The 12711-nt window shown below is 64.7% G+C and carries 11 protein-coding genes; all 11 read right to left on the bottom strand.

Annotation, left to right across the window (positions count from 1 at the left end):
- Positions 1-16: 16 nt before the first annotated feature.
- Positions 17-331, bottom strand: a complete 315-nt coding sequence (locus DXK93_RS16735; protein ID WP_054457842.1) for a hypothetical protein — start codon at positions 329-331, stop codon at positions 17-19.
- 101 nt (positions 332-432) lie between these two features.
- Positions 433-1086: a TetR/AcrR family transcriptional regulator gene (locus DXK93_RS16730; RefSeq protein WP_054457843.1), complete on the bottom strand. Its 654-nt coding sequence runs from the start codon at positions 1084-1086 to the stop codon at positions 433-435.
- Between the two features lie 42 nt (positions 1087-1128).
- Positions 1129-2568, bottom strand: a complete 1440-nt coding sequence (gene lpdA / locus DXK93_RS16725; protein ID WP_119450637.1) for a dihydrolipoyl dehydrogenase — start codon at positions 2566-2568, stop codon at positions 1129-1131.
- A 6-nt stretch (positions 2569-2574) separates the two neighbouring features.
- Positions 2575-3300 (bottom strand): ABC transporter ATP-binding protein, encoded by a 726-nt coding sequence (locus DXK93_RS16720; protein ID WP_119450636.1) that lies wholly within the window; start codon positions 3298-3300, stop codon positions 2575-2577.
- On the bottom strand, positions 3293-5107 hold the full coding sequence (locus tag DXK93_RS16715) for an ATP-binding cassette domain-containing protein (protein WP_166738336.1): 1815 nt from the start codon (positions 5105-5107) through the stop codon (positions 3293-3295). The genes DXK93_RS16720 and DXK93_RS16715 overlap by 8 nt, the downstream gene beginning before the upstream one ends.
- A 5-nt stretch (positions 5108-5112) precedes the next feature.
- Entirely contained in the window at positions 5113-5997 is an 885-nt protein-coding gene (locus DXK93_RS16710) for a branched-chain amino acid ABC transporter permease (protein WP_054457847.1), read from the bottom strand.
- A 65-nt stretch (positions 5998-6062) separates the two neighbouring features.
- Positions 6063-7274, bottom strand: a complete 1212-nt coding sequence (locus DXK93_RS16705) for an ABC transporter substrate-binding protein (RefSeq protein WP_119450634.1) — start codon at positions 7272-7274, stop codon at positions 6063-6065.
- A 72-nt stretch (positions 7275-7346) separates the two neighbouring features.
- Positions 7347-8705, bottom strand: a complete 1359-nt coding sequence (locus DXK93_RS16700) for an MmgE/PrpD family protein (RefSeq protein ID WP_119450633.1) — start codon at positions 8703-8705, stop codon at positions 7347-7349.
- Positions 8706-8742: 37 nt separating this feature from the next.
- A complete protein-coding gene (locus tag DXK93_RS16695; RefSeq protein ID WP_054457849.1) occupies positions 8743-10236 on the bottom strand; it encodes a long-chain-fatty-acid--CoA ligase in 1494 nt (497 codons plus the stop codon).
- Positions 10237-10309: 73 nt separating this feature from the next.
- The gene (locus DXK93_RS16690; protein WP_054457850.1) at positions 10310-11485 is read right to left on the bottom strand and encodes an acyl-CoA dehydrogenase family protein; all 1176 of its coding nucleotides are present in this window, start codon (positions 11483-11485) and stop codon (positions 10310-10312) included.
- A gap of 5 nt (positions 11486-11490) precedes the next feature.
- A complete protein-coding gene (locus DXK93_RS16685; protein WP_119450632.1) occupies positions 11491-12711 on the bottom strand; it encodes a dihydrolipoamide acetyltransferase family protein in 1221 nt (406 codons plus the stop codon).

Here is a 12711-nt window from a genome sequence, read left to right as displayed (position 1 = left end):
GAAGCCCCTGCGCGGCCTAGCGGCTCTTGCCGGACCCGGCGGACGCGTTCACGTAGTCCTTCACCGTGCGGTCCTTGTTGAAGATCACGGTCAGCGTCTGCTGGTTGTCCATCGCGCCGTAGGCGCTATTGTCGAAATAGAACCAGGTGGCCGTCGTCAGCCCATCGCGGCCGACGCCCTGCGACCGGGGCGGGCCGTAGTCCCGGACCATCTCTTCGTAGGTGGTGACGTTGAGCTTGATGGCGGCCACCTTCGATTCGGTCAGCAGGTCGCTGGAACCGCTGGCGCAGCCCGTCACAAGGGCGGCCACGAAAAGCAAGGATGTTCTCATTCTATTTTCCCCGGTCTGGCGGGCCGCGCAGGGGCGGCCGGCGTATTTGCGCTTGCTGGATAGACCGAGATTAGAACGTAAATTTTCGCCCTGCGGTGCGCCTATTCCACCTGCATCTTGCCGATGTCGGGTGCGAACGCCTCGGGCGGCTTGCTGGCGATGGAGCGGCACAGCAGTTCGGACATGCCCTTGGCCAACTGCTTGTTGTTCCATTCACCCGCGTCCGAATACCACTTCGGCACCCAGTTCACCGCGCCGAAAATGGAAAAGATAGCCAGCTTGGGATCGCACTGGATGATGCTGCCGTCCTCCATCCCTTCGCGCACAAAGGCGCGCAGCTTGGCCTCAAAGCGGTCGCGCTGCTTGACGATCTCGGCGCGGTCATCGGGCTCTAGCGCGTGTTCCTCGGTGATGATGACGCAGCGGCTCATTTCGCTGAGCGTCACCTCCAGGTACTCGCGCAACGCCAGCTGCAGCTTTTCCAGGCCGGTGCCGCCATGGCGTTCCGCCGCTTCGATGGCCTCGAAGCCCACTCTCAAAGCCTCGGCGAACGCCTCGTACAGCAGGGCGTGCTTGTTCGGAAAATAGTGGTAGAGCGCCGCCTTGGTAACGCCCAGGCTGGTCGCGATGTCTCCCAGCGAAGTGGCGTGGAACCCTTTCTGGTTGAATGCGGCAATCGCCTGGCGCAACAGCGCTTCGCGCTTCAATTGGTGCATCGCCTTGTGCGTGGGCACCGAATTATTCCATGTTGCCACTGATCAAACCCTCCCGGTGAATTGCGTGGACCGGCCGCATATTTAACTTTTTTTCCCGGAGAGGAACAACTCGGTGAGCGTCCCCTCGTATGCCTCGGCCGCGAATGCCAGCGTCTCCGACAAGGTCGGGTGCGGGTGTATTGTGAGCGCAATGTCGCCGGGCTCCGCTCCCATCTCGATGGCCAGCGCCGCCTCGGCGATCAGGTCGCCAGCCTGCGGCCCCACCATGCCTACCCCCAGCAAGGCGCGGGTCTGCGGATCGACCAGGATCTTGGTGAGTCCTTCGCCGCGCCCCAGGCTCAGCGCTCGGCCGCTGGCGGCCCACGGAAAGCTGGCCGACTCGAACGCCACGCCATTGAGGCGCGCGGCTGTCTCGGTCAAACCTACCCAAGCCACTTCCGGATCCGTGTAAGCGACCGCGGGAATGACCTTGGCATCGTTGGCAGCTTTCTTGCCCGCCGCGATCTCGGCCGCCACCTTGCCCTCGTAGGCCGCCTTGTGCGCCAGCATCGGTTCGCCGACGACGTCGCCTATGGCAAGAATATGGGAGACATTGGTACGCTGGCGCTCATCGACGGGTATGAAGCCGCGTTCATCCACATGGACTCCCGCCCGATCCGCGCCGATCCTGGCCCCGTTGGGCCGGCGGCCGGCCGCAACCAAGACGGCATCATACACCTGGGGTCCGGCGTCTTGCGGCCCGCTGAACACGACGTGCACCCCATCCTCCCGGGCGCTGGCCGACACCACCCGCGTCCCCGTCAGGATGGCCTCATAGCGGCCCGCCACCCTCTGCGCCAGGGGCTGCACCAGGTCGCGGTCGCATCCCGGCAAAAGACCGTCGGTCAGCTCCACCACTGTGACGCGGACGCCCAGCGCCGCGTACACCGTCGCCAGTTCCATGCCAATGATGCCCCCGCCCACCACCAGCAGGCGCCTGGGCACATCCGCCAGCGCCAGGGCGCCGCTCGAATCCATGATGCGCGGATCTTCCGGCCAGTCCGGCAGGCGCACGGGGTGCGAACCCACTGCAATGATGGCCTGGCGAAAGTGCACAGAGGGGCCGCCGGCGACCTCCAGGGTGTTGGGTCCTGCAAATTGCCCCCTTCCGTGTACGACACGGACCTTGCGCCGTCGGGCCAGGCCCGCCAGTCCGCCGTTCAGCTTGGCGACCAGCGCTTCTTTCCACTGTCGCAGCTTGTCCAGACGGATGCGGGGCTCGCCGAATTCGATGCCCAGCTCGTGCAGGCCGCGCGTCTCTTCCAGGGCGCGGGCCGCGTGCAACAGCGCCTTGGAGGGAATGCAGCCCACATTCAGGCATACGCCTCCAAGGCCGGGCCGATCTTCGACCAACGTCACCGACAGCCCCAGGTCCGCGGCGCGGAAGGCTGCTGTATAGCCGCCCGGCCCACCGCCCAACACCAGCAGCTCGGTATCGATACTCCCGCCCGTGGGCGGCCTGTCCTTCTTTTCCGTCTGCATGTCTGCCTATTCCGTTCTGCCCGCGCCCAGATAGGCGCTGGAAAGCTCCGCGCCGGCGCTGCCCGTCAGCACGTCGCGCGTGCCCTCGAAGACCGTCTTGCCATGTTTGAGCACATAGCCGAAATCCGCCACCCTGAGCGCCAGGCTGGCCATCTGCTCGCTGAGCAGCACCACGCGGCCGCCCTGCGCGCAGTACTGCTTGATGAAATCGAAGATCTGCGCCACAACAATGGGCGCCAGTCCCAGGGAGGGCTCGTCCAGCAACACGCAACGTGGTTCGTGCAAAGTGGCCATGGACAGGATCAGCATCTGCTGCTGGCCCCCGCTAAGGGTCCCAGCCTTCGCCGTTCGGCGTTGCGCCAGGACCGGGAAATTGCCGTACACCTGTTCCACGGCGACCTTGAAGTTTCCCTTTGGTTTGCGGAAATGCCAGGCTGTGATCAGATTTTCCTCGACGGTGTGCTGGTGGAAGATGCGCCGCCCCTCCATGGCATGCGCCAGCCCTCGCCGCGCGCGTTCATGCGGCGGCAAGCGGGATATGTCTTCTCCATCCAGCAGGATCTGCCCGCCCCTGATCGGCGTGACTCCGGATATCGCCCGCATCAGCGACGATTTGCCGGCGCCGTTGGCACCGATCAAAGCGGTGATGCCATCGGGGCGCGCGGTCAGGCTGACACCGCGCACGGCGTCGATTGCACCGTAACTTACCTGCAGATTGCGGACTTCAAGCATGGACGGGCTCCTCAACGCCAAGATAGGCCTGGATCACGGCCTGGTCGGCGCGCATGCCGTCCATGTCGCCCCGATAGATTTCCTCGCCGGCTTCGAACACCACCACCTCCTCAACCAGTTCGGCCAGGAAATCCATGTGGTGATCGATGATCATGATGGCCACGCCATGGTCACGCGCCAGGCGGACCAGCCTGATAAGGTGTTCCGACTCCACCTCCGACAGGCCGGCGGCAGGCTCATCCAGCAGCAGCAGCTCCGGATCGCTGGCCAGGGCGCGGGCGACCTCGGCCAGGCGCTGGATGCCATAGGGCAGTTCGCTCATGATGGCGTCCGCATGGCCGGCCAGCCCGGCCGCCTGCATCAAGGCTTCGACCTGGCGCAGCAATGCGCCCTCTTCGCGCCTTGCGCCTGGGGTGTTGAACGCCGCTGCCAGCGCGCCATGCCGATAGCGCCGATGGGCTCCCATCAGGATGTTCTCGCGCACGGTAAAGCTGGGCACGTTGCGCGGATCCTGGAAGGTACGGGTAATGCCCGCCTGCGCAACCTTGTACGAAGGCCAGCCCGCGATGTCCCGGCCCTTGTACAAAATGCGCCCCGAGGTCGGCGCATAGATGCCGCTGATGACGTTGACCAGGGTGCTCTTGCCGGAACCATTGGGCCCGACCAGCGCGGTGATGCTGCCGGCGCGCAGCTCGAGCGACACGCCCGCCAGCGCGCGCAGGCCCGAGAATTCCATGACCACGTCTTCAACCCGCACCAGCGCTTGCTGCCTTTCGGCGCCCGCGGCGGCCTGCCGCTGCGACAAAGGCGGCTCGGCCTCGACCGGCGCCGCGAGCCGCAACTGGTCGAACTTGCTGTAGCGCGTCTGCGTGCGCAGCAGGCCGGCAAGCCCTTTGGGCAGCAAAGTGAAGATGAACACCAGGATCAGGCCGTAGACGATGTACTGATAGTCATTGAAGGCCTGGAGCTTCTGCGGCAAGTAGGTGAACAGCACCGCCCCATACACCTGACCTGCCAGCGAACCCAGCCCGCCCACGATCGACATCACCAGGATCTCGATGGACCGCATCAGGCCAAAGCTTTCCGGCGTCAGGTAGCCGATCATGTGCGCATAGAAACCGCCAGCCAGGCCGGCCAGGCCGCCGCTGATCGCATAGGCCGCGCGCTTGACGGCAGCCTGGGAGATGCCCAGCGATCCCGCCGCGATTTCGCTGACGTGCACGGCATAGAATGCCCTGCCGAAATGGCTTTTGACGAAGTTGCGCAGCATCAGCATGACCACCAGCAACACTGCCAACAGGATGCGGAAATAGGCCACGGTATCGATGGTCCAACCGAAGATCTGCAAGGTGCCGATCTGCGACGAAGGTATGCCCCGCATGCCCATCACTCCTCCCGTCACGCCGCGCAGTTCGCGCGCCAGCTCGTAGACGATCAAGCCGAAACCCAGCGACATCATCGCCAGGTAGAACTCGCGCACGCGGCCCGCCGGGCCCGCCAGCAGCAGGCCGACTGCGGCCGCCCCGAAGGTTGCCAGGAACAGCGCCACCGGAAACGGCACTCCCCAGGACTTCATCGCGATCGCGCTGGCATATGCGCCGATGGCGAAGAATCCGGCATGGCCCAGCGAGATCTGCCCGCTGATGCCGGTCAGCAGATTGATGCCCTGGGCGAGCAGGATGTTGATGATGACGAAACTCCACATCTGCACCGTGCCAGTGGCGACATGGCCGGCGCCTATCGCCAGCGCCACGGCCAGCACGCCCAGCGTCCAGGAGTTCGACAGGATTTTCCCCAGCTGTTTCATCGTCCTCACACCTTCACGGTTTCACGCTTGCCGAACAGGCCCTGCGGCCGGATCGTCAACACGCCTATCAAAAGCACGAAAGCCACGACCTCGGCCGCGGCGGGCGAGACGTAGCCCCCCACCAGCTTCTCCAGGATGCCGAGGATCAGCCCGCCCACCAGGGAGCCGAACGCGCTGCCCATGCCGCCCATGACCGCGGCGACAAATGCCAGGATCAGCAGATGCAGGCCAAAATTCGGATCCACCGTTCCCGACACCTGCGACACCAGGATGCCGGCGATGCCAGCCAGCACGCCGCTCACCAGAAACGAGAAGACCACCACGCGGTAGACCGGTATGCCCATGAGCGACGCCAGGTCGCGATCGTGCGCGACCGCGCGCACGCCGTAACCCCAGATGGAATGGCGCAGGAACAGCTCCATCAGGCCGACGATCATCACACTGATGACGAACACGGCGATGTACTGCAGCGAAATGTAGGCACCCATGAACTCCACCGTGTCGGTGCTGCTGAAGAGCACGTCCGGAAACGCCACAGCCTGTGTCCCGAACAGCCAGCTCGCCACACCCTGCAGGAAGATGCCTATGCCGAGGGTGGAGACCACCCACCCCATGCTGCCGGCAATGCGCCGCGTGGGCCGCACGCCGACCACCTCGACCACCCACAGGATGAAGGCCGTGGCCAGCAGCGACACGCCCACCGCCAGGAACACGTTGACCCCGGCGCCGACCATGACGGCCGTCAGCATCGCCCCCGCCATCAACACCGAACCCTGTCCGAAATTGAGCACGCGCGTGGTCCAGAACGTCAGGTTCAGGCCCAGGCCGATCAACGCATAGGCGGCGCCGACGCTCAGGCCTGACACGATCATTTGGATAAAGAAATCCATATCACCATCATCCATACAGACGGGCGCGTCCGGCGCCTCATGGCGCCGGACGCGCGACGTGCCAGTTACTGGGCGACCGGCTGCAGCCGGACCTTGTCGTCCTTCTTCACGTACTCGAACACCTTGACGCCATCCGTCTCGATGCCGTGATGACGGCTCTTCGAGAAGTTGTAGGTGGTGTTGACGCCCTGGAAGTCCTTGATCGATTCGATCGCCGCGATAATGGCCTTGGGATCGGTGGAGTTGGCCTGGCGTATCCCTTCGAACAGCACATTGGCCGCGTCGTAGCCGTTGGACACCGAGATCGCCATGAACAGCTGCGGATTCTCCGGATCATTGCCCCACCAGCGGTCGGCGCCGTACTTCGCCTTGTAGGCCTTGGCAAAGTCCGCTGCAGCCGGACGCATGGAATTGCCAAACGCGCCGATCATCGTGCCCAGCGTGCCCAAGGTCAGTTCGCCCGCGCCTTCCTGATAGGGTTGCCCCAAGGCGCCATTGGAGGCGACCAGCGGCACATTCACGTTCAACCGCGCCATGGTCCTGCGCAGCACGGCCAGATCCTTGCCCAGGCCGATGGCGGCGATCGCATCGACGTTGGCGCGCTTCATGCGCGCCACCTGCGCGGTCATGTCCTGCGCACCCTGGTTGTAGGAATCCGTCGCAACAGGCTTGGCGCCGCCGTTCTTGCCTATGGAGGCAGACAGGTAATCGACTCCGGTCACGCCGTAGGCCGTGCTTTCGTGCACGATGCCGATGCGCTTGAAGCGCTTGGCCAGGTATTCGCCCATGGCCACGGCCTCGATGTCGTTCTGCAGCGCGAACGAAAACACATTGGGCCGCGGCTTTTCTCCGGTCTTCTCGCCCGCATAGGTCACAACCGGCGTCTGCGCGATGGGGTTCATATAGGGGCGGCCGTCGGCCTGGGCCATGTCGATCACAGCCAGGGTCGGTCCGCTGCCCGCCGGACCGATGATGCCGACAATATCCTTGTTGTCCAGAATGGCGCGCATGTTCTGCACCGCGCGGTCCGGATTCAGCTGGTCATCCAGCAGCATCGCAATCTCGATCTTCTTGCCGTTGATGCCGCCCTTGGCGTTCCATTGTTCGACGGCGAGCTCGACGGCGCGCCGGTTACCTTCGCCAAACTCGCTATAGGGGCCGGTCAAGGCCGAGGTCATGCCGATCTTGACCGTATCCGCCGCCAACGCGGCCCCCGAAACCAAGGCCGCCACGGCGGCCGCCAACCACGCAGGCGTGGATTTCCTGTACCAGGACATGTCGTCTCCTCCTAGGTTCTTGCACGTTGTAGTGACGCGCCCCGAATTCTCGAAGCGCCATCCACTGGCCTCTCAGCGGGCCGTCTGGATCTCTTTGAAGGCGGCAAGGACGTCTGCCATTTCCGCCTGTGGCAGTTCGGCCGCGAAACGTTCGATATGGTCATAGGCGCGCTGCGCCACACCGGTCTCTTCGCCGATGCCGCGTATCAGCGCGGACACCCGGGTCCGGTCGTAGCTGTATTCCGTGTGGTCGGTGTCCAGCCGCACTATCAGAGGTTCGCTCTCACCCTCCAGTTCCGCTTCGAGGCGGCAGGCCAGCAAGCCGAGAGCATCGTCGGCATGCAGCCGGATCCGCGGGATCAGGCTTGCCACGGCCGTGTCGCCGAATCGCGCCATAAGCGCGATGGTTGGCGTTCCATGCAGCAAGGTCGTGGCAACGCAGAACTGCGTGCTCATGAGCGTTCCGGAAATGCTCTGGAACGGTCCCTCCTTGTCCATGCCCGCATAGCCCACGACCGTAGGGTTCAGGTATACGCGCAGGGTCCTCAGGGCGCTGGCGCGCGTGCCCAGCAGGTCCCGCAGCCGCAGGCAGGCGCGGACCGGCGTCTGGTTGAGTGCGCAGACGGGGTATGGCTTGAAAGTCACCTTGAGCAGCGACCAGTCCTTGCCCAAGCCGCCGGCTATGGCAGCGACATCGCATTCGGCCCTGACGAAGGCACGTGCGAAGCCGGACTTGCCCTCGAAGGCGCCGTCCGCGGATACGGAACCATGGGCCGCCAGCGTCGCCGCCGCCAGCCCGTTGCGCCCGGCCATACCAACCTGGTAGCGCCATTCGTCGGTGCCATCGCCGAAAGACTGCAGGATGCCGCCTGTGAACGAGGCGGCGTTGGACAACGCCGCGGCAGTGCGGTCCTCGGACAAGCGCCATAACCGGGCAACGGCAGTCGCGGCGGCGACCGTGCCGTACAGCGGCGAAGCGCGCAAGCCTGCGGCGGTCGTCCGGGCCGAATAGGCAGATTCCAATGCGCCGCCGATCTCATAGCCTGCCACCAATGCGGGCAGGAAATCCTCCATGGCCCCTTCGCCGTGCTCCACCAGCGCTGTCAGGAGCGGCAGCAGGATGGCGCCGAAATGTGCCACGCCGCAGGTATCTTCCTGCGCCCTGCCATGGAACAGCGCGGCATTGGCAAGCGCCGCACCCGCCACCGTGCTGCGGCGGCCGCTGCCAAGCAGCGTGGCGCCGCCGGGACGTTCACCGTCCATCGCCAGGACGGCCCCCTCGGCCACGCGGAAGAACGGCGTGGGATGCGAGCCCAATGCAATGCCGTAACCATTGAGCACGCAGGCGCGGGCCTTTTCCACCACGGGTTCAGGAAGGCTGTCGACGGTCAGACCCGTCGAAAACGCCGCGAATTTTCTGGCCAAACTCATGTCTTCTCCCCCTGCCTTCTTATGTGTTTGCCGCGTGTCAGCCGTTGTAGCGATCGCGTAGCACGCGCTTGAGGACCTTGCCGGAAGGATTGCGCGGCAGTTCCTCCACCACCTTCAATTCCCGGGGCACCTTGAAGTTGGCCACGCGCTTGCGGCAATGCCGGTCCAGCTCTTCCAGCGTCAGCGTGTGCCCGGGGTTGAGCACCACCACCGCAGTGATCCGCTCGCCCCACTGCTCGTCGTGCACGCCGATGACCGCGGCTTCGGCGATCTGCGGCATTTCGTAGAGCACGGCCTCGACTTCGCTGGAGGCCACGTTCTCCGCGCCTGTCAGGATCATGTCCTTGGTCCTGTCGGTGACGAACAGGAATCCCTCATCGTCCAGGTAGCCGACGTCCCCGCTGCGCAGCCAATCTCCGAAGAAAGCTTCAGCGGTTTTCTCGGGTGCGTTCCAGTAGCCCTTGGTCACCTTGGGCCCGCGCACGCAGATCTCGCCTTTCTCTCCGGCGGACAACCAGCGGCCCTCATTGTCCGCAATGCGGATCTCCACATGCGGCAATGCACGCCCGGTTGAACCTATCTTCTCGAGCTCACGGCCGGGTTCCATGAGCGTGTCGCCGCTGCAGGTTTCCGTCATGCCGAAGCCATCAATAAAGCGTCCCCGGGTAAACACGCGGGTGAAGTCTCGGATGCGGGATTCCGGCGTCTTTTCGCCTCCGGCAATGCACCAGCCGAAGGTATCGAGGGAGTACCGTTCGGGGTGCTGCACGGCCAGCACACGGCTCAACATGACAGGGGCCATCCAGCCGCAGGTGAGGCCATGGCGCTCGATGGAAGCAAGCACCGCTTCCGGGTCGAACTCTCGGTGCACGCACAGTGTGCCGCCCACCCACAGCACCGCGATACCTGGCAGGTCGAAGGCGCCGACGTGATAAAGCGGGCCCACCACCAGCAGGCGCTCCTGGTGCGTCAGGCCCAGCGCGATCACATGGTCGATCGATTTCCAGTGGAGGTTGCCGTAGGTATGCATCACGCCCTTCGGACGCGAGGTGGTGCCGGACGTGTACATCAGCCGGACCAGGTCGTCCTGTGCCGTGGCGGCCGGTTCTGGCACTTCCCGCCCTGGCTTGCCAAGACTGCGCGAATCGGCCTGGCCCTCCGCGTTCAGCACTACCTTCGGCACTTCCAAGGCCGCCACCTCCGCGAACTCCTCGTCCACGAAAAGCAGCCTGGCGCGGGCGTCGGCAAGAATGTAGGCGGCCTCGGGCGCCGCCAGCCGGTAGTTGATGGGAAGGAACACCGCGCCCAGGTAGCTGGCCGCAAACGCCAGTTCCAGGAAGGCGGCGCTGTTCTTCATGAAGAGCGCCACCACGTCGTTGCGGCCTATGCCATGCGACTGAAGCAACGCCGCCGCCTGGCGGATGCGTTCATGGAAGTCGGCATAGCTGATGGCTTCATCGCGATAGATGATGGCGGCGCGATCGGGGGTGCGCCGGGCGTGATAGGCGATGGCTGCGCTCAGATTGAGCATGGTGGGTCTCCCTTGGATGGCGGCTCGGCGCGGGTGGCGGCCTGGGCCGGTCCCGCATCTCGATTCTGGCGCTTCAGTATGACTTCGGCATGCCGAGATCGTGTATGGCGATGTAGTTCAGGATCATTTCTTCCGACACTGGCGCGAACTTGAACAGCCTGGCGTCGCGCCACAAGCGCTCCACATGGAATTCACGCGCATAGCCCATGCCGCCCATCGTCTGCATGCTGCGTTCGATGGCATGGCTGGCAGCCTGGGAGCCTATCAGCTTGGCAATGTTGGCCTCGGTGCCATAGGGCAAGCCCTGGTCGCACAGCGAGGCCGCGTTCAGGTTCATGAGCCGCGCGCACTGCAGTTCCGCATGCGATTGCGCCAGGGGGAATTGCAGACCCTGGTAGGCACTGATGGGCTTGCCGCCAAACACCTTGCGGTCGTTCGCGTACTGCACCGCCAGGCGCTCCGCCAACCTGCCCGCGCCGACCAGGCTGGCAGTCGTCACGATGCGCTCGGTATTGAGCACGTCCAGCAATTCGCGAAAGCCCTTGTCCAGCGTGCCCACCAGTTCATGTGCTTCGATGCGGACATTGTCGAAGAACACCGAACATGCGCTGAGCGTCTGGGTGCCCACCTTCTCGATGGCCGAGTAACTCAAGCCCTCGCGTTCGACGTCGATCATGAACATGGAGATACCGTCCGTTGGCCGCGCCCCTTCGACGGGTTTGGCAGTGCGCGCCACGACCAGCATCTTCTGCGCGGCATCCACGGCGGTGATCCAGATCTTCCGTCCATCCAGGCGCCAGCTGCCATCGGGCTGGGCAGCGGCGAAGCTCTTCATGGCCAGCGTGTTGGTGCCGGCATCGGGTTCGGTAAGCGCCATGCAGAAGTTGATCTTGCCGCTGGTCAGGCCGGGCAGCAGTTCGCGCTTCATCTGCTCGCTGCCGAACCTGGAAATCGGCACGCCGCCGAAGATGGGATTGATCATGAATAGCTGGCCCAGCGTCGAACCGCCGCCGCCTGCGGAAAGTTCCTCGACGATGAGCGCCAACTCCACCATGCCCAGGCCGGATCCGCCATGTTCCTCGGGCAGCGCCGCGCCTGCCAGGCCGGCCTCGCAAATGGCTTGCCAGCACGCCTGGGGGAACGCGTTCTTGCGGTCCTGTTCGTACCAGTATTCCACGCCATACGTTTCACCAATGCGGCGCGCGGTCTCGACTATCAGCTTCTGCTCGTCCGAAAGCGAAAAGTCCATGTGATCTATCCTTGAGTATGGGTACGCAGCAGCCGGTAGGGGTCCTGCAGCAATTCGATGACGTGATTGAGGAATTTCAGTGCGCCCGCACCGTCGTGCAGCCTATGGTCCGCTGCCAGCACCAAGCCCATTTCGCGCCGCAGCGCGGGCGCGCCTTGCGAGTCGGGCCGGAATATCTCGCGAATGCTGCCCACGCCCAGGATGGCCGACTGGGGCGGGTTGATGATGGGCGTCATGTATGTGACGTTGAACATGCCCGCGTTGGAAATCGAGATGGCGCCGCCAATCATGTCCTCACGGGTGGCATTGCCCGAGCGCACGCGTTCGAGCAATGCATCCGACTGCCGTGCGACGCCGTCCAGCGTGGCGCCTGCCAGCCCGTGCAGGACGGGCGCCATCAGCCCGCGCTCGGTCGTGACCGCCACACCGACGTCAATGGCCTGGAACTGCACGATATGGTCGTCGTTCCAGATGCGGTTCTGTTGCGGCAAGGCCTCGAGCGCCCGCGCCACCGCGGCGATGACGAAGTGGTTCAAGGTCAACCGGGGTGCGTCAGCTTGGCCATTCAACCGGCCGCGCAAGGCGAGCAGCTCGCTGACTTCCGCTTCGGCCGAGAGATAGAAATGAGGTACCTGCTTGGCTTGCGTCATGCGGCGGGCCATGGACTGCACCAGCCCGCTGGCGGTGACTCGCTGGCCGACGTCCTTTGCCGCAACCGTCAGTTCGTCGGCGCTCTTCGGCAGCGCCGCCGGCGCTCCCGCCTGGCGCACATCGGCCGCCTTGATGCGTCCGCCAGGCCCCGTGCCGCCGACCTTCGCCAGATCCACGTCCAGTTCACGGGCCAGGCGCCGCGCCAGCGGCGTGGCCACGATGCGGCCGCACACGACTGGCGCCGGCTCGACGCACGCCGGCACGGCCGGCTTGGTCATGACGGTTGCCTCCTCCCTGGCAGCAAGGCCGGGTTCCTGCTCCGCCCGCTGGCCCGGGCCCGTCCAACGCGCGACCACAGCGCCGACTGGAACGGTTTCGCCCGCCTGCACCAGGATCTCGCCAATCTGCCCGTCTGCCTCCGCCGCGATTTCGTTGGCGACCTTGTCGGTCTCCACCACGAACAAGGGATCGCCAGCCTTGACCTGGTCGCCAGCGGCCACGCTCCATTCGATCAACATGCCCTCGGTCATGGTCAGGCCGAGCTTGGGCATCAGCAGGTCATTCAGCGCGCCCAT

It is taken from the genome of Achromobacter sp. K91, assembly GCF_003576205.1.
Classification (GTDB): Bacteria; Pseudomonadota; Gammaproteobacteria; order Burkholderiales; family Burkholderiaceae_B; genus Achromobacter; species Achromobacter aegrifaciens.
The sequence above is the reverse complement of the archived record's forward strand: the minus strand, read 5'-3'. Positions and strand labels throughout refer to the sequence as shown.